This is a genomic window from Microbulbifer maximicatervae (SeqCode) (assembly GCF_052467615.1).
Genome location: NZ_CP174319.1, coordinates 2,045,472 through 2,064,011, shown reverse-complemented (window position 1 = coordinate 2,064,011; position 18,540 = coordinate 2,045,472). Strand labels below are relative to the sequence as shown.

Genomic DNA, 18,540 nt, shown 5'->3' with positions numbered 1-18,540 from the left:
CCCTTCCTATTCGGCTTCTACTTTTCTTGCTTCCAAGTATGCAGTCAGATTGGAAAGAGCGCGCTGCCATCCATTGCGAGTTCCCTCGATTATTCCCGAGCCGACCAGGGAGGCGATTTGTATCGTTACCTTGAGTTCTGTCATGCTTTCACTATTGCCGATCTCCACGCTAATCAAAGAGATACTCAGTGGAGAACTATCCGTAGTTATACGTTCGGTGAACAACAACCGGTGCGGCCTTCTGATTTCGTAATAGTGTGTTTCAACCCTGAATCGCAGATCGCTACTTTGACCGCATCGATGTACGTCAATGCCTCCTTCGCGAAAGTCATTTTCGAGAAATTCGATTGTTTCATCTTCTGAGGGTGGCCCCCATATCGAGCGGGCTTGCGGGTCTTCCCATGCAGAAAATACCCGCTCTCTCGGTGCTTTGATCGTTCTACTGATCGATATGGTGTCGTGGGATAAATCTTGGCTCATGCGAATCCCTCTGCGATGTTTGCAAAGCGTGAACAGCCGAGTGCAAAAAATAACGATAGTTAGCTTTTTGGATAACTATAGTTAACAGTAATTGTTAGGTCAATGGATAACCGGCGAATGGCTCCGCGCGGTTAAAACTTCAGTGCTAGGTGGGATGGAGGGCGAGAAATTAGTTTACGCCTATGGGATCCGTACTGTTGGGGCATCTACCCCTTTTGTACTAAGTCATCCTGCTCTTCTGCATCAAGCGTTTCGACATAGCTCGCCATCCGAGCCATCCGGCTTTCCCATATGGCCGTTTGTGTATTGATCCATTTTTGTGCCGCTGTCAGTTGCTTGGGTTTTATCTCACAGGTTCGCACGCGACCGGTTTTCTTGGAGCGAATCAAGCCCGCATCCTCCAGCACACCAATATGCTTCATGAACGAAGGGAGTGCCATCTCAAATGGTTCTGCGAGCTCGGTGACCGACGCTGGTCCGCTTATCAAATGCTGAATGACAGCGCGTCGTGTTGGATCAGCCAGAGCTTGGAAAACAGTATTCAGGTTGTCGTGATTTTCTTCCATCTGAATAAGTATATCGGTGAAAAATTGTTAGGCAATGGCTACTGGGTATAGCTACGTATTAAAAGCAGCTTAAGGTTGCTTGGAAATCGCTCTTATTCAGTCATTCGATTAGCCTTGCCGCCTCAACGATAATGGATATGCTCTAGAGCGTCTGCAAGCGCTGGTTTGGCTCCCTACTATGATCATAGAATCAGGTGGAGTTGTTATAGGGCAAAGATAAAATGTTTCAGTGTTAACAGGCTACTGGAACCCCATTACTTAAAAGAATAAGGTGCAACAGTGATCGATTTTACTTATCAAAAGGATGTTCGAATCGAACCGATCTCTTATACAGTCCGGGCAATGCCAGAGAAGGTCTTCGATGCCTGGATCATACCCAACATGGTTGAAAAATGGTGGGGGCCTGACGATTTCACGACACGTGTACTCAACCTCACCGCCAAGGTTGGTGGGTGCTTTGCTTTTGAGATGACTGCTCCAAACGGCAGTTCCTGCATTATGTCTGGTGTGTATCGCAGCGTTGACAGGCCAAAGCGATTAGTTTTTGAAGTCCACGAGCATTGCAATCTTAATCTGCCAAACAGTACCGAGCCGCAAGAGAATGCATCTTTGGTCGAAGTTGTTTTCAGGGGCAGTGAGCTTGGTACCATCGTTACTCTGACACATAAGCTTCTCAACACTGACTATGCAAAACTGGCAAAAGTCAGTTGGACTCAATCAATTTGCCAAATGGAAGCTGTACTTACCGAATCTATCACGAGCTAGTGTTTTCTCTAATGGGCTGGATTAATGAGTTAACGTAAGTTTTCTTTGGATCAACAATATAATCCAGCTAGCGATAACAAATGGTGCGGTTAACACAATAATATCAGCGCTCATAAAAGCCATTGCGATTGGAACGGTTAATATGCTTCCTGCAATTGGGGCTAGCCATCGCTTACGACCATTTGATAATGCAATAGCGCTCAAAGATGCATTGTAACCGAAGAGCCCGGCAAGAATTAATGTGGGTGATAATGCCAGGAACATGGCCAGTGATGTGGCCAGCATTCCACCAATAATACTCCAAAACGCATGAGATTTATTCGAGATGAAAATCCCAATTAAAAAACAAATACCTGTAATGGCATTGTTCTGAAAGATGATTTGACCAATACCTTCGAATATCCCCCAGGTTGAGGTGTTTTCGTTAACGAATGCTGCAGTTGGCGCTAGATCTAGTGCTGGAGCCAATATCCATATAGCCCATATCACCAGAATGTAGGGTGCAGTATAAGGCGGAAGGACAAAATGAAGCAGCATAAAGCGCATAATTAAGACTGTTAAAGCACTTCCACCGACAATCAATAAAAAAGTCATTAGGGATGGAGCATATAATAAGAATATGACTACACCGATCAAAGCTCCATTGTACCCAAATAGTCCATCCTCAATTTGTTTTACGGGATAATTAAGAATATTTGCACAGGCAGTTGAGGTGATAACCCCAATTGCGACCCCTATAGCCATGGCAATAGAGTTAACTGTTACTCCGAGTATGAATAGAAAGCCACTCAAGGCGTTTCTTTGCAGGATGACCTGGCTAATTCCTCTGAAGAGACTGACAAGACAATTTCTGAGTTTTGTAGTTATTGGCTTTGTCATAGTATCTCTATTACAGCCTTAATTCGAATTAGTTAGTGTGGCTGCCAGATTTTGAGCCAAGTGAAATTAGAATATATTGTGTATGAGATTAGCAAAGGGGTTATCCATTATCTTTCTTAATCTGAATAAGTTGTAATTGACCCTACCCGCTCACTTGTTCACGGTCATAAATATACTATTAACTTTAGGTTATCCAGAATAAGCCATGGGCAATACACAGTTACCAGGTAAGCCCGATATATTGTAGTGCTACTTAGTTGACTGTCACGTTCTGACCAGAAGCCTGTAGTCTGCTTTAGCTTATTAAATTTTCTTCATACCTGTGATTGAATGTGCTTCCCCAAAAACCATCTACAATTCAACACACCACTTAAGCGCCGTGGGTAGTACTTTAAGCTATTCCGGTGTATATGGTTAAACGATACTTTCGGTAGTGAGGTAGCAAGCATGTTTAACAACGTAGGTTGGATTATCGAGGGAAAGATAAGAAAGGGACATGAAGCGGAGTTCAAAGCTGTTGTGAATGAGATGGTCGCAGCAACTAAGAAAGAAGGTGGAACCCTGAACTACCAGTATTACGTAACCGATGATGGAAACGTGCTTATCTATGAGCATTTCAAGGATTCCAAATCCGCTCATAAGCATATTGACTCGTGGGACAACTTTGCCGATCGTTGGATAGCGGCTGCTGAACCGACTCGCTTAGTCCACCTGGGAGATATGCCACAAGATCTTCGGGAGCGTCACTCAGGCCTGCAATCAACTCTATACCACCCTTACGCTGGATTTGAACGTTCAGGCGGAAAGGCTCACTAACCGTTTAGGGAAGAAAGTAAAGGTGTAAGACTTTCACCAGTTGAGATGATAACTACATGTTTCAAGACAACTGGTGAAGGTTGGGTACCCTTTCATTTATAAAAAGTTACTCCAGCAGCTTCATGGAATCCCATATTTCTCAGCCAATCGATCGATTTCTGCTTGTGATCTGGAATTATCTGGACACTTCGCACCAAACCATGGGTTTAGATCACTATCTGTATTTGTAGCAGGTAGCTCTTTAACATCAAAACAACGGTCTCCAACTTGAACAAAGGTTCCTGTCGAGGTCTGGTATCTATTTTCTGTAGGCTGATATCGACGGACTTTGTTGCGTTCCCTGGCTATTTTTCTCTCAAGAGCGGGATTGAATACAGTCGGTTGTCGCCCTGACCTTGGCGCAGTTGGGAAATCCCCGGAATGGGGCCTTGCCTCTAATGCTCCTTCCAATTTGGGTGGTGGCTCTTCTATTTTGACTGGTTTCACCTTATTCAAACTATCAGGTATTGGCGGGCTAGTAACGGTTACTGCATCTGTCGGAGCGGTATCCTGCTCTGATACTACGCTCGGTTCTTCAGCTGTTGGCGGAGACTTAGAAGGCAGAGGAGTAAATGGGGCCAGTAATTTGACTTCTAGCGACGTGTTGGTCCTAGGAGTTGGATCTGGAGCTATTGATACTGGAACAACTATCAGTGCTATATGGGTTCCAATAGCAATAAGTACTGAGACTGCAAAGCGCCAATTTTGGGTGGTTTTGATGTTGGAGAGTGAAGGTGTCGCCGTATTAAAATCCATCTACTTCGTAGACCATATCTCAATAGACCTGGCCAAAATCCTTTTCCGAAAAACTCTGTGATTAGTGCGATAACAGGTAGGACTCCCACAGATCTTATAAGTTCTTTGGGGGCTCCAACTTCACCTGGTTGTTACTTTATGACAGTGAGGCCATCACCCTTCTCCATCTCGATGCCTAGCCTTCTTCGCTCCTGAATACACAGAGAGTCGGCCCAGGGTTCCTAGTCGAACAAATCCTCGTAGCCTTACTGTAAGAATTTGCACTCCAGTACGACCAAGATGGGTATCTAAACAGATTGTCTTCAAATTAGGGCTTATACCCTGCCACTAAGGATATGGATTGTATGAAATTTATCCGCTTAGCTCTTCGCACCTTGATCGCCGCTACATTAGTTTTTTCTATGCCATTCGCTCTAGCATCAGAGCCATTTTCCGAAGAACGATTCAAGGAGTTACAAGCCGCCAAACGATCCATTTTGATCGATGTGAGAGCAGATTGGTGCCCAACCTGTAAAAAGCAGGGCGAGATTCTGGCGCAGTTTCAGAGGGACAATGCCCAGTGTGGCCTTACGATCCTGAATGTGGATTTCGACTCCCAGAAAAAGTGGGTTAAGCACTTCCGCGCTCCTCGGCAATCAACGCTACTACTGTTTAATGGGGAGCAACAGGTGTGGTTCAGTGTTGCCGAAACTCGTGCCGATGTAATTCAGCAGAATATCTTCGATTCAGTTAAGGCTTGCACTGACAATGCTTGAGCTTAGCGCCATCCCCCTGGCTTTGATCGCGGGTACTCTCAGTATTCTCTCTCCCTGCGTTTGGCCATTGGTGCCAATGGTTGTCGGGGCTTCTAATAGTGCCGGGCGCTGGGGGCCGTACGCGTTAGCTATTGGGCTGAGCTTGTCATTTGCATTGGCTGGTACTGTGCTGAGCTTTCTATTGGTCTCCTTAGGATTAGACCCAGAACTCTTCCGCTATATTGCCGCGATAATGTTAGTGGCGGTTGCACTTGTCTTGTTGATCAAACCACTTTCCGATTGGCTTACCTTACGCTTATCAAAAATCACCGCACGGGCGAGCATTACCGGTGATGCAGCTTGGGCTGGGCAGTTTGGTATTGGCTTCCTTACCGGAATCATCTGGCTGCCATGTGTTGGCCCTACCCTGGGTGCCGCTATAGCACTGGCTTCCATGGGCCAACAATTGGGGCAGTCATTTATGGTGATGTTTGCTTTCGGACTAGGTACCGGTACAGCGCTTTTAGTGGCTGGGGGGTTATCGAGGCAGATTTATACTCGACTGTCACCATCAGTTGGGGCTTTCGCGATTGGAGGCAAAACAGTACTAGGTCTTATACTATTACTACTCGGGGTACTGGTCTTGAGTGGGCTTGATAAAGTAATGGAAGCCTGGGCTTTGAATTGGATTCCCGAGTGGACTTTCAGTTTTTGATGGTCTTTTAGTGGTAAGCCAAGCCATATTGGTTTTTATGGGCCGGGTATTCTTATTCGGCCTTCTTAACTTGGAATCACAAAATTAGCCTTACGACTCAATAGGTACTCGCTCCCTTCATCGGCGTGAATGCGCACTTTTCATATTGGAGGATTTACGGTGGTAGAAATCGAGTGCCTATGGGAGTGCAATGATGGATTGGGCGAGACACCGATTTGGTCAGCGGAAGACAAGTCTATTTATTGGGCTGATCACGTTAACCCCGAACCTGACCCCGCTGATGCCCGGCCTCCATCCATAAGAAGTTTCAATATCGAAACAGGCGAACGCAAGACCTGGGAGATGCCTGAACAAATAGGCTCCTTTGGCTTCCGCCGTGGAGGCGGAATGATCGGAGGTGGATGCTCCGGTTTCTTTGCGATCGACTTGGAAAACAGGCGTGTCGATACAATCGTTAATCCTGAACCCGGTAGGCCCCACAGTCGTTTGAATGATGGCAAAGTGGACCGCTATGGGCGTTTCTGGTGCGGCAGTATGGATGTTCGTTTTAAAGACAAATCTTCCTATCTCTATTGTTTGGAACCCGATCTAACCTACCGAAAGGCCGATAAGGATTTTCGCTTTGTTGTAGCCAATGGCATTGCTTTTGACCCTGAAGATACGCGAATGTATTTCGGGGATACCTTTGGACATATGGTTTACGTATTCGATCTGGATATCAGTGACGGCCGGATTAGCAACCGGCGCCCTTTCTTTTCCATAGAGGACCGACAACCAGGAATAGTCGACGGTGCAACGGTAGATACGGAAGGGTTTTACTGGTTTGCGTTGAATCTTGGAGGCAAAATCTTGCGAGTAGATCCCAAAGGAAGGCTTGATAGAGAGATCGACCTGCCGATTCGCAGCCCTACCTGCATCGCTTTTGGCGGTAATAATTATGAGACACTGTTTGTCACATCTCAGCAGTCATTCCTCACTAAAGAGGAACTGGCTCGACATCCTCAACCGGGCTGTATCTTAGCCGTTCACGGGCTTGGAATTCAGGGGCTTCCTGAGCCAAAGTTCGGCAGTTAATCTGCTGTTGAATGCAACTCTTCAAACAGGCATCCCGAATCTTGCGTTCTGTCGGGCTAGAATCTTTGTGTGTGATAAATCTGAATCGCCAATTGGACAAGAGAGGTGTCAGTTGCGTATCCCTGCCATCCCACCTGAAGAACTCAGCGAGGAACAGAAACCCCTTTACGAAGATATGAGTAATGAGATGAAGGGGTATTTCACAGGTTTCATCAAGAAGCGCAAGGATGGCGCTTTACTGGGGCCCTGGGCACCAGCACTGCAATATCCCAGGTTTGGAAAGCCCTGGTGGGACAATATCAAGGCTATTGCAGACAAACCCACGCTTCCTAAGGCTGCTCGGGAAGTTGCGATTCTAATCACCGCAGCTCATTTTAAAGCGGGTTATGAGCTGTACTCCCATACGGTTATTGGTGAGAAAAGTGAGTTGGCAAGGAGCAAAATTGCCACTATCGCAGCGGGCCAGCGTCCGATAGACCTAACTTTTGAGGAAACTGCTGCTTATGATGTCGCCGCATCACTTGCAGCTGGAGGCCGCCTGCCAAAGGCTACTTGGGAGATGGCCGTGAGTGCTTTCGGTAACGAGGGCGCCGCCGAACTGGTCTTTCTCGTGGCTGGCTATCATCAGGTCTCTGCCATTTTAAATGGTTTTGATATTTCCATACCTGGTGACGGGAATTAGGGAACATCTCGGTTCGGGAGGGGCAAGAATGTTCTGGGTTTATCCAGCCCAACGACACACTCATCCCATATGTAAGTTGTGAAAAAAGTAGCGTCCTCTGAATGCTTGAAAGCAAATACCACTCTCTTCGAGAGTAATTGAATGGAAGGTAAAGTGTGTAGTTGGGATAGGTTGCAGCGCCCTATTCCAGTGCTGTACTGATTCTATAAAGTTTACGAGATGGCATTCGCCATCTCGCAGGAAATAGCCCGTTATTGGGCGGCAACAGCTTGGGGTATATCTGCAGGCTGCTTTAACTGGGATACCTGTCTATAGATATATCTGCTCGAATAGAGGCAAATGACACCCATTACCAGGGCGCCCAGGTCAGTGAAGACTACTGGCAAAGTGACGGACTTCCAGGGGACCAGCAGACCATTTCCAGTTACCAGCGCATTCAGCAGCGGGATGCCGCACAGCAGCAAGCCTGCACAAAGTGAGAGATCTGCTAATGCAGGTTTTATCTGGCGGCGCAACATCGCCCAGGCTATGGCCACTCCCCATACAGATAGATACACCATTTCAATCCAGTGAAAGCGCTGATCGCCACCACTACCGGGAGGTAACAGCTTATTGGCATAGAAAGTGGCCGCGGTGGCGACAACCAAACCGGCACAAACCCCTACCGTGAGCAAACTGAGGAACCAGCCGGAACCTCGGGTATTAATATCACCAGAGGGGAGCTTTTGCCTCTGTGCCTTGCGAACCTGCCAGATAACGGTGCCCGTTACCATCATCAAACACAATGCCAATCCCAACACAAAGTACAGGGCTTTTATCAGGAAGCCACCGTAGAGTGCGTAGTGAAGTGGAGTCAGTGAAAAATATACCCGCATAAACGGACCTGAATCCTTCACTGGGTTATTGATATTAACTACTTCGCCATCTTCACTGCGGTATTTGACATCTACAAAGCGCACCAGCGCCTCGTTTGTTTGGCCCGAGACTTGGACAACCTGATTGCGATCCCCGTAGGCCTCCACATAAATGGCTTTGGGTTTCGCATTAGGCACTTGGTCCTGGTAGCGTAGCAGTATTTGGTTATAGCTACTGGATTCCAAAGGTTCGCCAGTTATCTCAGGATGTTCCCCCACTACCGAGGCGACTGCAGCTTCCACATTACCTTCAAAAGCAGAAAATGCAGCAACCTGGATCATAATGCCATTCAGGCCAAGTATTGCGCCGGTAAAAGCAATCACTATATGGAACGGTAGCGGCCAGACCCCTAATACTTTGTGCAGGTCTGTCCATTTGAGCCGCCTGCTGCGATCCACACGGAATTTAAACATCTCTTTAAAAATTTTCTTGTGAATGATGATGCCACTTAATATGGAGAGCAGCATCACCAAGCCCATCAGTCCAACCAGGTAGCGTCCGAAAGGCCTGGGAAACAGTAGGTCAGTGTGCATATACGTCAATAGCTCAGCGAAATCAGAGCCGCTGGGCGGCAGCACTTCACCGGTATTGGGGTTTATATGGCGTACCTCGGTTTCCTCACTTTCAGCATCAGTCCAGAGCACTTCCAGCATAGGATGGTAGTAGTCTGGCATTGAGATCATAAAAAAGCTGTCCTCACCGATATTTGCCTCGGCGAGCACCGGAGCGACCAGTTGATCTACATCCACAGGCGCTTCAGCATCGAAGGCAATACGATGCTCGGGGCGTTCCCATTGGGTCAGCTCGTGGCCAAATAGTGCGACCACGCCGGAAAAGGAAATTACGAATAGCAGAATAGAAAATAACACCCCAATCCAGGAGTGAATTTCGTAAAAAAGGATATTGCTACGCTGTTGCATTTAAGTTGGCTAGACCGAAAATTATAAAAAAGAAAGAGCGCTTAGTCCGAGCATGACCAGCAACAGGGACAGTAGGTATGCCGCTGCGCGCCAAGTGGAGGCGGCGAGTAACCCCATACTCATATACCCGACCCATAAAAGTGTCGATAACATAGATCCCGCTGCCATCCGTTCTGTTGGCTCGGCGGACGGCCAGTAAATCGACAACATCACCGTGCTGGAAAACATCAAGATAATGCTCAGCACAATGGTCAGGGCGACCTGTTGCCAACTGATTTTTATTGAAGCAGCCATAGAGTTATCCGATAGTCAGAAGAGCCTGCTCTAATACCAACAAGCCCACTACTGACAGCGGAAAATGGCGAAGCAGCCAATTAGGTTTGATTGGGGCGAGCAGTGCTTGTAATAAAGCGCAGAACATCGCGACACAAAGCCAAATGGGTATCCCTACCTCCCAACCATATAGGAATCCATAAGGAATTGAACTCACCGGAAGCACCCACCAGGCAATTCTTTGTAAGCGCTTAAAACTACTGAGCTGTAGATCTTTATGTCTGGTTACAAAAATAAGTAGTACAGCCAAATAAGTAAGTAGGAAAGCCACCAGGTTAGACATTGAAGTTTTCCAGCCTTCTTTGCTTAGAGGTCGCGGATTTTTTGAACATTGCGCTTATTCTTTACAGAAATGGAGTTTCGTAGTTGCAAATATTGCCTTCAATACTGGGAAGCTTTGTATTTAGCGATCTACCGGGTTTAAATTTAAGTCACAAATAATAATCATTATCAGTTGTAGTCTATCTTAAGATACATGTTTGTTCAATTGGCTTGAAAATGCAGGCAGACTGGAAGGTAGCAAGGAAGAGGTGCTAAGTTCTTTTACCTTTCTTCCATATCTTATCGTTCTTATCATGTGGGTTATTGACTTCGAAGCCAGTGGCTTATCCAAGCAGAGTTACCCTATAGAAGTTGGCCTCTGCTCTGAAACAGTGGAATACCAGGAGCTAATAAAACCAATGCCACACTGGTCTTATTGGTCCGATGATGCTGAATCGATACATAACATTTCCCAATCAAAGCTGGAATCCGAGGGTATTGATCCAACTACAGTGGCTTATAGCCTAAACAGGATTCTTTCAGCGCAGATTGTCTATTGTGATGCCCTGCACTGGGACAGTTTTTGGTGCAATGCCCTTTTTTCTGATACTGGCATTCATCAGGAGTTTGAACTCAGGGATATTCAGGAGCTAATTGGTGGCTCTGAAAATCACCTAAGAGCATTCATTAAAGAGCGCGAAAAGCTGGAGGACTCTGACAAATTCACAGTTCATCGAGCGCTGGATGATGCAAAAATAATCAGGAAGGCACTAAAAGTAGCATTAGCAGGCTGATATGAGTGAGTAGCTTTGGAGTTAAGTAAAACGGTCGTCCTCCTTTGACTAACTAACAGAGAGCAGTAATTAGGGAGCCTCTGAGTAACTCCGTGATACCTCTGGCATGCAGAGCGGTTCACAATCAAGGCGCGGCTTCGCAGGAATGTCTAGACCTTTCAAGAAGTCGCAACGCGGAGTGTGAATCGCTCTGCAAGCCCCGAAGGGCGGGCCTTGAAGGCCACAGCTGCTGCGTTGCAGCTCTTGCAAAGGGCTACGGCCATTCGCGGCGAGCTGCGCCTAACATCTGCAGCCTTCAAGACCCGCAGAGGCATTACGGAGTTACTCAGAGGCTCCTTAGGTCTATTACTTCTGCACCTTGTGAAGGCACTAACTTTTTGCCGCAATAAAAACACCACTTCCTATAAGTAAAGCCCCAGAGCCGTATTTTAGAGCCGGGGTCTTTCCTGATTGACTGATTGTTGACCGTGCCTTGCAGGCAAGGTACGCATAACCGGCCATCACACTGCCTACGGCTAGCGTTGCAATTGCAAATATAATTGCAATGTCCAAAGAAGCAACACGAGTTAGATCGAGGAATGCTGGAAAGAAGCTTACGTAGAAAAGAATAGCTTTCGGGTTACCCAGCGTGGTGACTAAGCCCAGTAGAAAACTTGAAAAGCTGCTATGGGAGTGGCTTGTTGCTATTTGGTTTTGGTCGACTTGTCTTTTCTTTGCTGAGAGAAAGAGATTCACTCCCAGCCAGATAAGATAGGCAGCTCCAGCATATTTAATAACGATGAATAAGCTCCCCAAGGTTTCCGCTAGCGTTGCTAAGCCAAGCAGAGCTAACAAAACAAAGAAATAATCGCCTACAACAATTCCCACTACTGTAATTAACCCCTGGCGCAAGCCGAGTGTCACTGACCGGGAAACAACAGCTAATACTCCCGGCCCAGGTATCAGTGCTAGAACTAGCATTGAAATGAACAGAGCTAAGGATGTAGAGATTGTCATGAGGTACTCAGTGATTGTTAGAGCTTTTATGCAGTGATTCTATATGTTCAAAAACTGTACGTAAATTGTGCTTTTGAGGCTTCTGGCTAGCAAATCCTTGGCAACTGCTCCCCAGGTAAACGCTGCAATAACCGATCACATCCCAAGTTGTTTTTCAAAATAACCTGGGAGCTATTCCCTCCTCCAACAGTACCAATAACCGCAAAGCTGCTATATGCGGTTGCTTTTCGAAGAATGGAAAGTGCCAACTTAACACCTGCTTTGGGGACAAAAGCCACAAAACGCCCCTCATTCGCTACATAGAGTGGGTCTAGCCCCAGTAGCTCACAAGCGCCCTGCACGGCATCACACACAGGTATCTTGCTCTCCTCCAAGACAAAGGTCAGCCCGCAGTTTTCCGCTAGCTCCACCAATGCGGTGGCTAGCCCACCTCGTGTGAGATCTCGCAGACAATGAACTTCGATTCCGGCATTGATCATTTGTGCAACTACACCATTCAGTGGCGCACAATCGCTGAGGAGATCACTTTCAAACTCGAGTCCCTCTCGGATGGCCATCACTGCTATGCCATGGCGGCCGAGATCGCCGGACAGGATAATAGAGTCACCTTGGCAAATGCGGTTGGGATCAATGGGTTGTTCTCTTATCAGGGTACCGATGCCACTGGTATTGATATAGAGCCCATCCCCCTTCCCTTTCTCTACCACTTTGGTATCGCCGGTGACTAAGGTAATTCCTGAGTTCCGGGCAGCCTCAGCCATCGAGATCAGAACCCGTTGGAGAGTTTCCAGGGGCAACCCCTCTTCGAGAATCAAGCCGCAGCTTAGAAACTTGGGTTCCGCGCCTGCCATGGCCAAATCGTTGACGGTGCCATAAACGGCGAGCTCACCGATGTTTCCTCCGGGAAAGAAAAGCGGTGAGATTACAAAGGAGTCGGTGGTAAATACGAGCTGATCCGGTTTCCATGGAAGTGTTGCACTGTCATGGGCCTGGGATAGCCAGGGGTTAGAGAAGACAGGTTGAATATATTGATCGATCAAGTGTTGGGTCATCTCCCCACCGCTGCCATGGCCGAGGCGTACGACCTCATTAGCGGTTGGTGGAATTGGACACTGCAGATTCATTCGATTCCACCTGGTTCTGGTAGCGATAGTAGGCCGCGCAAGCGCCTTCAGTGGAAACCATTGGTGCCCCCAGCGGTTGTTGGGGTTGGCAGGTCTTAGCGAAGTGAGGGCAGTCCCCGGGCTTCTTTAGCCCCAGCATAATATTCCCACTGATACAGCCCCTGTTTTCAGAAATGCTCAATGCTGGCAGATTGAATGTTTGTTCGGCATTGAATCTTGAGTAATCGTCGCTCAATACCAGACCGCTAGCGGGAATTTCACCTATACCGCGCCACTGTTGTGTTGCTACTTTAAAAACCTCTTTAATCAAGCCCTGGGCAACGGTATTACCTGTTTTAGTAACCGCGCGCTGATATTGGTTTTCTACTTCACAGCGACCACTTTCTAATTGACGGACACACCGGAGTACGCCTTCAAGAATATCAAGGGGTTCAAAGCCTGTAATCACTATTGGAATCTGGTGCTTTTTCACCAAGCTGCGGTACTGACGATATCCGGTTATTGCACAGACGTGACCTGCAGCTAGGAAACCTTGAATCCGGCAGTCTTCACGGGCACATATAGATTGAATCGCCGGTGTAACCAAAAACTGGGATATCAATGCGTAAAAGTTGTCGATTTGCTTTTGCTTGGCGAGGGACAGCGCCAGGGCATTGGCGGTAGCAGTCGTTTCAAAACCCACCGCAAAGAATACGACCTGCTTGGTGGGGTTCTGCTCTGCCACATTGAGCGCTTGCAGCGGCGAGTAAACAATACGGACATCGCCTCCGGCAGCTTTGACCTCTAGTAAATCTCGATCTGAACCGGGGACTCGCAACATGTCGCCAAAGGAGCAGAAGATAACATTCGGTATCGCAGCAATCGCAATAGCTCTATCGATGATTTCCTGAGGTGTGACACAAACCGGGCAACCGGGTCCGTGTACTAATTGAATCTCCTCGGGCAGTAATTGCTGCAAGTTGTATTTTGCGATGGCATGGGTTTGCCCTCCACAGATCTCCATTAGAGTCCATGGGCGAGTAGTGACTTTCTGAATCTCTGCCGCAATTAGCTTGATGTTCTCGCCGTTGCGGTATTCCTTGAGGTATTTCATTACAGGCTGACTCAACCCAATGTTTTGAGGTACTCGAAAACCTTATTTGCTTCTTCTTCTCTCAACTTGCTGATCGCGACTCCAGCATGAACGATCACGTAGTCTCCTACTTCAGCCTCGGGTACCAGTGATAAATTTACAGCTTTACTGATACCGCCGAAGGAGATTTTTCCAGTGCGCTCCATGGCTGATTGTTGCTCTATTAATTCGATTCTTCCGGGAACTCCCAGGCACACTAGGAACTCTCCTCTCCCAATGATTGCCCAGCAGCATCCATACACTGTGCGTAGTGGATCTGGCCCAGCGATATTCCGCCATCATTTGGGGGGACCTCACTGTGGCTGTGAACGGAAAAGCCCTGGCTTTCCAGGAGCGCAGTGACGGTTTCGGTAAGCCGCTTATTCTGGAAAACACCGCCAGATAGAAAGATATTCTTTTCACCTTGTTGCGTTGCTACTGCCAGCGCCATCTGCGCGAGTGTGTTGTGAAATGCAGCGGCCCTTTGTGGCAGTGATCGGTTTTCATCGTAGATTAAAGCACTAATACAGGGTGTCCAGTCCAATTCCAGCAGGTCCCCTTTTTGAACAAGGCTAAAGGGGTAGCTATCTTTAGAGCTGACGCCACGGGCACACTGTTCTAGAGCCATGGCTGCCTGCCCTTCAAAGCTGGTATGCGTAGTCAGTCCCAGGAGTGCGGATACCGCATCGAAAAGGCGGCCGACAGAGCTACACGGTGGACTGTTAATCTCACCTTTTAGCATGGTGACCAGGTTTTGACGCTCGCCGCGGGTGAAGCAGCGCTTTAATTGTCGATTCTCCAGGGCGACAAACCCAGAGATTTCATACAGAAGTCCGGCCGCAGAGCGCCTGGGCTCCCGTACGGCCTTTTCACCGCCTGGCAGCGGGAATGTACGAAAGCTGGCGATGTGTTTGACAGGAGACTGTCCATTCCAGTGAAAGAATTCTCCACCGCGAACAATGCCACTGCGGTCGTAACCAGTTCCATCCCAGCAGATTCCCAGTGCAGGTCCCGAGTGAGCGTGTTCTGCCATGCAGGAGAATAGATGGGCAATATGGTGCTGAACGCCAATACGCACAGCTCTTTGCTTCATAGCCCAGCGGTGAGAGGTATAGCCTGGATGGAGGTCGTGGATTAATTTTTTCGGGCGGCACTGCTGTAGTTTGGTGAGATCGCCAATAGTTTGGTTGAAGTGCTTCAGGGTGTTGGCACTACCTAAGTCGCCAATATGTTGACTGGGATAAGCCCACCCGGCGTGAGACAGTGCAACTGTGTTTTTCAGGTCCGCCCCCAGGGCCAGGAAGCTCTCTCGTTCACTTTCGCCCTTTTGGCTTGGGCTAGGCAAGGTAATGGGAAGTGGCGCGTAGCCCCGGGCTCGACGCAACATCAGCGGACGGTTATTGACCACCCTGAGTACAGAGTCATCCAGTGGGCGCAAAATTCGGCGATTGTGAACCAGGAAGTAGTCAGCGATTTTACCCAAGCGCTCAAACGCCTCATCATTTTCTGTACAAATAGGCTCTTCTGCGAGATTACCGCTAGTAGCGACAAGAGGGGCTCGATACTTTTGCGCGAGCAAGTAATGTAAAGGTGATGCAGGCAGCATCACCCCCAAGTCGGCAAGATTTGGAGCGACCAGCGGATGTATCCTGGAGTGACTGTCATCCTTCGCTTCCAATAGAACAATCGGTCTTTCTCGGGTTGATAGTAGCTGCGCCTCTTGCTCCGAGACGCAGCAATCCTGGCAGACACTTTTCAGCTCGTCATATAGAAGCGCGAACGGCTTATGCGGACGTTGTTTGCGCTGGCGCAAGTTGGCGAGCGCCTTACCATTGGAGGCGTCGGCTAACAGTTGAAAGCCGCCTACCCCTTTAAGGGCAATAATTTTCCCCTGAGCAAGGGCATCAAGAGCTTTGGATAGTGCCCGACTCTTTTTCGCAATTGTAACGCCGGCAGTATTACAGAAAAGTAATTGAGGGCCGCACTGGGGGCAGGCATTGGGCTCCGCATGAAAGCGCCGATTGAGGGGGTCCCGGTACTCCCCCGAGCACTTTCCGCACAGGGGGAAGTGGTGCATGGAGGTGTTGACACGATCGTAGGGCAGTTTGTAAATGATGCTGTAGCGGGGCCCGCAGAGAGTACAGCTGATAAACGGGTAGTCGTAGCGGCGATTGTTAGGGTCTGACAATTCCCTGAGGCAATCATCACAGGGAGCCAGGTCTGGTAAAACGATGGTTGAACTACTGGCATCACGGACACTGGGTAAGATTCGGAAACCGTATTCTGCTTGAAGAGCCACCGGATAGGATTCAATGTGAGTGATGCGACTGTAGGGTGGCTTCTCTGAAGATAACTTATCGATAAACTTCTCGATTTCCCGGCTTTTGCCTTGGACTTCAATTCTCAAGCCGCCGCTGTAGTTGGCCACCCAGCCTTTTAATTGAAAGCTATCGGCCAGGCGATAGACAAAGGGCCGGAATCCTACTCCCTGCACCAATCCGGCGATTTCAATCCGGCGGCGTTCAGTGGCCATCAGTCTCCTCAAACTTTAAGCTCTCCAGGATTACATCCTGGGCTTCCTTGTGATTAATATCCTTAAGCTCATCAATTTCCAGCTTAATCCCCTCGAGAGAAGTCCCGAGTATCTCCCTGTCAAAATGCTCCCTCAGATGCGCTGCAGACATATGCGCCAGGGCACCCAAGCGTAAGCGAACGCCGATCGGCCTGCCGGGTTCATCAGAGGCCAGTTCCTGGATTTTATCGATCAGGTTTTTGATGAGATTCTGTTCGTGCATAGTGGTCTCCGCTGTATAGCGTTAGGTGCGCGATAATCATTTGCTCTGCTCGATGGGCTGCACTGGCCACTTTGGGCGATAACCCCTGTCCTTTTGCCAGACTTTCTGAGTTGATCGCAAAAACATCCAGATGTGCCGGCAGCGAATCAATATGCTTTCCCATGGCCAGCGCTTCGGTCAGCCCAAACCCATGGCTTGATGTATTGCACATCGATGGAGCAAGAGCACTCTCAAGTCCATCAATGGCGACGACCTCCCCGATAGGGTGCTGATCGCTTACCATGGCGTCTACAAGGCAAACCCATCGACCTTTCCATTGCGCGAGCAAATGTAAAATATCGCCACCGCTTTCGAGGAATTCCACCGCCCCTCCAAGTTTCTGGCGAAGTCGAGCGATGATATGTGGCCCTACTCCATCATCACCTCGCAGGGGGTTGCCCAGGCTTATCAGTAACCATGGATTGCTTACTTTGCGCTTGCCCATAATTCAAATGTAGCTGTAGGAAGTGAGTGGAGCAGGAAATGCAGGGGTCGTAATTCCTTATCGCCCGTTCACATAGCCCCCGTAATTTATCCTCAGGAAAGTGTATAAAGCTCGGCAACATCAAGCGGAGGTCATCTTCGATGGTCTTCTGGTTTTGTGAGGTGGGAGCGACAATTTTTGCCGTCGTAATCTTGCCTTTCTCATCAATATCATAGCGATGATACAGAAGCCCACGGGGTGCTTCGGTGGCTGCACAGCCGCTTGCGGTTCTCGGCTCTGTCTTTAAGTGAGGCTCGGCTGGGGGTTGGTATCTATCAATAATATGCAGGGCTTCTTCAAAGGCATGTAGTACCTCCAGGCTCCTAACGAGGATGCTTTGGAAGGGATTTAAACAGGGGGCGGTAAAGTTGATCTCCTCAGCTAATTGCAATGCTCGAGGCGACAGCTTGTCACGATTAAGGTTGTATCGTGCGATGGGGCCCACCAGATAGGCACCCCGCTCCCGTAAAGTACAGTGCAGCGCGGTGCTGTGAGCGACGTGCTCTTCTTCAAAGTGGTTCTCATAGTCTTGGGCGCTAATATTGAGTCCCGCACTGGAGGTGATCCTGCCCTCGTTCATTGGGTATTCTGACGGGTGCGTTAGAGCGACAAATTCGTAGTGATTATCCCTTCGCCATTCGTAGCTGGGGAAAGGCAAAGCTGCGGACCAGCGCACCAGTTGCTCGGTGAGATCCCGGGCCATTTCCAGCTGCGCTACCAAGGCTGTGAGTTCTCGAGTTTCCGGAACCTTGTAGAACCCCCCTACCCTCACATTAATCGGGTGTACTTCCCTGCCACCAATAAGGCGAACCAGGGCATTGCCCGCCTTTTTAATCTCCAGCGCGTTCTTAACAACCTCAGGGTGATCCTTAGCCATAGCGACTGCATTGGGATAGCCGAGGAAATCCGGTGCATGGAGCATACTGATATGCAGCATATGGCTCTCGATCCATTCACCGCAGTAGAGCAATCGACGAAGCATGCGCAAAGCGCCGCCGGGCTTTAGGTCCAGGGCATCCTCCATGGCATGCACAGCACTCATCTGGTAGGCCACCGGGCAGATCCCACATATGCGCGCGGTGATATCTGGGGCTTCCAAGTAATCGCGCCCTCTTAGAAGGGCTTCGAAGAACCTTGGGGGCTCAAAAATCTTGAGCTGTACATTTTGTACGCCGCTGTCGTCGTAGTCGATATAAAGGGCTCCTTCCCCTTCGACCCGAGCGAGATAATCCACCTTAATCGTTTTGCTGCGATCCGCCATA

General features: G+C 48.6%; 22 protein-coding genes. 7 read left to right on the top strand and 15 right to left on the bottom strand.

The window, feature by feature from the left end; genetic code table 11:
* Positions 1 to 6 precede the first annotated feature (6 nt).
* Together ACJJIM_RS09350 and ACJJIM_RS09345 are read right to left on the bottom strand one after the other, a co-directional pair.
* Complete coding sequence (locus ACJJIM_RS09350; RefSeq protein ID WP_444913090.1) at positions 7 to 480, bottom strand: SRPBCC domain-containing protein; 474 nt, start codon at positions 478 to 480, stop codon at positions 7 to 9.
* A 206-nt stretch (positions 481 to 686) separates the two neighbouring features.
* A complete protein-coding gene (locus ACJJIM_RS09345; RefSeq protein ID WP_444913089.1) occupies positions 687 to 1,046 on the bottom strand; it encodes an ArsR/SmtB family transcription factor in 360 nt (119 codons plus the stop codon).
* 279 nt (positions 1,047 to 1,325) lie between these two features.
* On the opposite strand from ACJJIM_RS09345, the gene ACJJIM_RS09340 reads away from it, so the two are divergent.
* On the top strand, positions 1,326 to 1,811 hold the full coding sequence (locus ACJJIM_RS09340) for an SRPBCC family protein (protein ID WP_444913088.1): 486 nt from the start codon (positions 1,326 to 1,328) through the stop codon (positions 1,809 to 1,811).
* Positions 1,812 to 1,832: 21 nt separating this feature from the next.
* Here the strand turns inward: ACJJIM_RS09340 and ACJJIM_RS09335 are convergent, their stop codons facing one another.
* Positions 1,833 to 2,690, bottom strand: coding sequence for an urea transporter (locus ACJJIM_RS09335; RefSeq protein WP_444913087.1), 858 nt, complete (start codon positions 2,688 to 2,690; stop codon positions 1,833 to 1,835).
* Positions 2,691 to 3,137: 447 nt separating this feature from the next.
* Here ACJJIM_RS09335 and ACJJIM_RS09330 point away from each other — a divergent pair, with 447 nt between their 5' ends.
* On the top strand, positions 3,138 to 3,506 hold the full coding sequence (locus ACJJIM_RS09330; RefSeq protein WP_108733199.1) for a putative quinol monooxygenase: 369 nt from the start codon (positions 3,138 to 3,140) through the stop codon (positions 3,504 to 3,506).
* 120 nt (positions 3,507 to 3,626) lie between these two features.
* Here the strand turns inward: ACJJIM_RS09330 and ACJJIM_RS09325 are convergent, their stop codons facing one another.
* Positions 3,627 to 4,301 (bottom strand): hypothetical protein, encoded by a 675-nt coding sequence (locus ACJJIM_RS09325; RefSeq protein WP_444913086.1) that lies wholly within the window; start codon positions 4,299 to 4,301, stop codon positions 3,627 to 3,629.
* Between the two features lie 344 nt (positions 4,302 to 4,645).
* Between ACJJIM_RS09325 and ACJJIM_RS09320 the strand changes: the two genes are divergently transcribed.
* The 4 genes from ACJJIM_RS09320 to ACJJIM_RS09305 all read left to right on the top strand — a co-directional run bounded on the left by ACJJIM_RS09320 (position 4,646) and on the right by ACJJIM_RS09305 (position 7,506).
* On the top strand, positions 4,646 to 5,056 hold the full coding sequence (locus ACJJIM_RS09320) for a thioredoxin family protein (protein WP_444913085.1): 411 nt from the start codon (positions 4,646 to 4,648) through the stop codon (positions 5,054 to 5,056).
* Complete coding sequence (locus ACJJIM_RS09315) at positions 5,049 to 5,750, top strand: cytochrome c biogenesis CcdA family protein (protein ID WP_444913084.1); 702 nt, start codon at positions 5,049 to 5,051, stop codon at positions 5,748 to 5,750. Before ACJJIM_RS09320 ends, ACJJIM_RS09315 begins: the two co-directional genes overlap by 8 nt.
* Before the next feature lie 129 nt (positions 5,751 to 5,879).
* Complete coding sequence (locus tag ACJJIM_RS09310; RefSeq protein WP_444913083.1) at positions 5,880 to 6,824, top strand: SMP-30/gluconolactonase/LRE family protein; 945 nt, start codon at positions 5,880 to 5,882, stop codon at positions 6,822 to 6,824.
* A 112-nt stretch (positions 6,825 to 6,936) separates the two neighbouring features.
* Positions 6,937 to 7,506, top strand: a complete 570-nt coding sequence (locus tag ACJJIM_RS09305; RefSeq protein WP_444913082.1) for a carboxymuconolactone decarboxylase family protein — start codon at positions 6,937 to 6,939, stop codon at positions 7,504 to 7,506.
* A 251-nt stretch (positions 7,507 to 7,757) separates the two neighbouring features.
* Here the strand turns inward: ACJJIM_RS09305 and ACJJIM_RS09300 are convergent, their stop codons facing one another.
* The 3 genes from ACJJIM_RS09300 to ACJJIM_RS09290 are packed head-to-tail and all read right to left on the bottom strand — an operon-like array spanning position 7,758 to position 9,957.
* Positions 7,758 to 9,341: a PepSY-associated TM helix domain-containing protein gene (locus ACJJIM_RS09300; protein ID WP_444913081.1), complete on the bottom strand. Its 1,584-nt coding sequence runs from the start codon at positions 9,339 to 9,341 to the stop codon at positions 7,758 to 7,760.
* Positions 9,342 to 9,362: 21 nt separating this feature from the next.
* The gene (locus ACJJIM_RS09295) at positions 9,363 to 9,635 is read right to left on the bottom strand and encodes a hypothetical protein (protein ID WP_108733205.1); all 273 of its coding nucleotides are present in this window, start codon (positions 9,633 to 9,635) and stop codon (positions 9,363 to 9,365) included.
* Positions 9,636 to 9,639: 4 nt separating this feature from the next.
* Entirely contained in the window at positions 9,640 to 9,957 is a 318-nt protein-coding gene (locus ACJJIM_RS09290) for a hypothetical protein (protein WP_413661967.1), read from the bottom strand.
* Positions 9,958 to 10,153: 196 nt separating this feature from the next.
* Here ACJJIM_RS09290 and ACJJIM_RS09285 point away from each other — a divergent pair, with 196 nt between their 5' ends.
* A complete protein-coding gene (locus tag ACJJIM_RS09285) occupies positions 10,154 to 10,729 on the top strand; it encodes a hypothetical protein (RefSeq protein ID WP_444913080.1) in 576 nt (191 codons plus the stop codon).
* Between the two features lie 369 nt (positions 10,730 to 11,098).
* Here the strand turns inward: ACJJIM_RS09285 and ACJJIM_RS09280 are convergent, their stop codons facing one another.
* The 8 genes from ACJJIM_RS09280 to ACJJIM_RS09245 form a co-directional block, all read right to left on the bottom strand.
* A complete protein-coding gene (locus tag ACJJIM_RS09280) occupies positions 11,099 to 11,725 on the bottom strand; it encodes a LysE family translocator (RefSeq protein ID WP_444913079.1) in 627 nt (208 codons plus the stop codon).
* Positions 11,726 to 11,811: 86 nt separating this feature from the next.
* The gene (hypE, locus tag ACJJIM_RS09275) at positions 11,812 to 12,849 is read right to left on the bottom strand and encodes a hydrogenase expression/formation protein HypE (protein WP_444913078.1); all 1,038 of its coding nucleotides are present in this window, start codon (positions 12,847 to 12,849) and stop codon (positions 11,812 to 11,814) included.
* Positions 12,815 to 13,942, bottom strand: coding sequence for a hydrogenase formation protein HypD (gene hypD, locus ACJJIM_RS09270; protein ID WP_444913077.1), 1,128 nt, complete (start codon positions 13,940 to 13,942; stop codon positions 12,815 to 12,817). The genes hypE and hypD overlap by 35 nt, the downstream gene beginning before the upstream one ends.
* Positions 13,943 to 13,953: 11 nt before the next feature.
* Positions 13,954 to 14,178, bottom strand: coding sequence for a HypC/HybG/HupF family hydrogenase formation chaperone (locus tag ACJJIM_RS09265; RefSeq protein ID WP_282932832.1), 225 nt, complete (start codon positions 14,176 to 14,178; stop codon positions 13,954 to 13,956).
* Positions 14,178 to 16,493 (bottom strand): carbamoyltransferase HypF, encoded by a 2,316-nt coding sequence (gene hypF, locus ACJJIM_RS09260; protein ID WP_444913076.1) that lies wholly within the window; start codon positions 16,491 to 16,493, stop codon positions 14,178 to 14,180. The genes ACJJIM_RS09265 and hypF overlap by 1 nt, the downstream gene beginning before the upstream one ends.
* Positions 16,483 to 16,755 carry a hydrogenase/urease maturation nickel metallochaperone HypA gene (locus tag ACJJIM_RS09255; RefSeq protein WP_282932830.1) on the bottom strand — a complete coding sequence of 91 codons (273 nt, stop codon included), beginning with the start codon at positions 16,753 to 16,755 and terminating at the stop codon, positions 16,483 to 16,485. The genes hypF and ACJJIM_RS09255 overlap by 11 nt, the downstream gene beginning before the upstream one ends.
* Entirely contained in the window at positions 16,718 to 17,239 is a 522-nt protein-coding gene (locus ACJJIM_RS09250) for a hydrogenase maturation protease (protein WP_444913075.1), read from the bottom strand. The genes ACJJIM_RS09255 and ACJJIM_RS09250 overlap by 38 nt, the downstream gene beginning before the upstream one ends.
* Positions 17,175 to 18,539 carry a Ni/Fe hydrogenase subunit alpha gene (locus tag ACJJIM_RS09245; RefSeq protein ID WP_444913074.1) on the bottom strand — a complete coding sequence of 455 codons (1,365 nt, stop codon included), beginning with the start codon at positions 18,537 to 18,539 and terminating at the stop codon, positions 17,175 to 17,177. The genes ACJJIM_RS09250 and ACJJIM_RS09245 overlap by 65 nt, the downstream gene beginning before the upstream one ends.
* Between the last annotated feature and the right edge of the window lies 1 nt (position 18,540).

Bases quoted from the DNA above. Each gene is read 5' to 3' on its own strand.
- ACJJIM_RS09330 (WP_108733199.1), top strand. From the start codon at position 3,138: ATGTTTAACAACGTAGGTTGGATTATCGAGGGAAAGATAAGAAAGGGA.
- ACJJIM_RS09310 (WP_444913083.1), top strand. From the start codon at position 5,880: ATGCGCACTTTTCATATTGGAGGATTTACGGTGGTAGAAATCGAGTGC.
- ACJJIM_RS09250 (WP_444913075.1), bottom strand. From the start codon at position 17,239: ATGGGCAAGCGCAAAGTAAGCAATCCATGGTTACTGATAAGCCTGGGC.
- ACJJIM_RS09320 (WP_444913085.1), top strand. From the start codon at position 4,646: ATGAAATTTATCCGCTTAGCTCTTCGCACCTTGATCGCCGCTACATTA.
- hypD (WP_444913077.1), bottom strand. From the start codon at position 13,942: ATGAAATACCTCAAGGAATACCGCAACGGCGAGAACATCAAGCTAATT.
- ACJJIM_RS09335 (WP_444913087.1), bottom strand. From the start codon at position 2,690: ATGACAAAGCCAATAACTACAAAACTCAGAAATTGTCTTGTCAGTCTC.
- ACJJIM_RS09300 (WP_444913081.1), bottom strand. From the start codon at position 9,341: ATGCAACAGCGTAGCAATATCCTTTTTTACGAAATTCACTCCTGGATT.
- ACJJIM_RS09350 (WP_444913090.1), bottom strand. From the start codon at position 480: ATGAGCCAAGATTTATCCCACGACACCATATCGATCAGTAGAACGATC.
- ACJJIM_RS09315 (WP_444913084.1), top strand. From the start codon at position 5,049: ATGCTTGAGCTTAGCGCCATCCCCCTGGCTTTGATCGCGGGTACTCTC.
- ACJJIM_RS09255 (WP_282932830.1), bottom strand. From the start codon at position 16,755: ATGCACGAACAGAATCTCATCAAAAACCTGATCGATAAAATCCAGGAA.
- ACJJIM_RS09325 (WP_444913086.1), bottom strand. From the start codon at position 4,301: ATGGATTTTAATACGGCGACACCTTCACTCTCCAACATCAAAACCACC.
- hypF (WP_444913076.1), bottom strand. From the start codon at position 16,493: ATGGCCACTGAACGCCGCCGGATTGAAATCGCCGGATTGGTGCAGGGA.
- ACJJIM_RS09280 (WP_444913079.1), bottom strand. From the start codon at position 11,725: ATGACAATCTCTACATCCTTAGCTCTGTTCATTTCAATGCTAGTTCTA.
- ACJJIM_RS09295 (WP_108733205.1), bottom strand. From the start codon at position 9,635: ATGGCTGCTTCAATAAAAATCAGTTGGCAACAGGTCGCCCTGACCATT.
- ACJJIM_RS09245 (WP_444913074.1), bottom strand. From the start codon at position 18,539: ATGGCGGATCGCAGCAAAACGATTAAGGTGGATTATCTCGCTCGGGTC.
- ACJJIM_RS09290 (WP_413661967.1), bottom strand. From the start codon at position 9,957: ATGTCTAACCTGGTGGCTTTCCTACTTACTTATTTGGCTGTACTACTT.
- ACJJIM_RS09345 (WP_444913089.1), bottom strand. From the start codon at position 1,046: ATGGAAGAAAATCACGACAACCTGAATACTGTTTTCCAAGCTCTGGCT.
- hypE (WP_444913078.1), bottom strand. From the start codon at position 12,849: ATGAATCTGCAGTGTCCAATTCCACCAACCGCTAATGAGGTCGTACGC.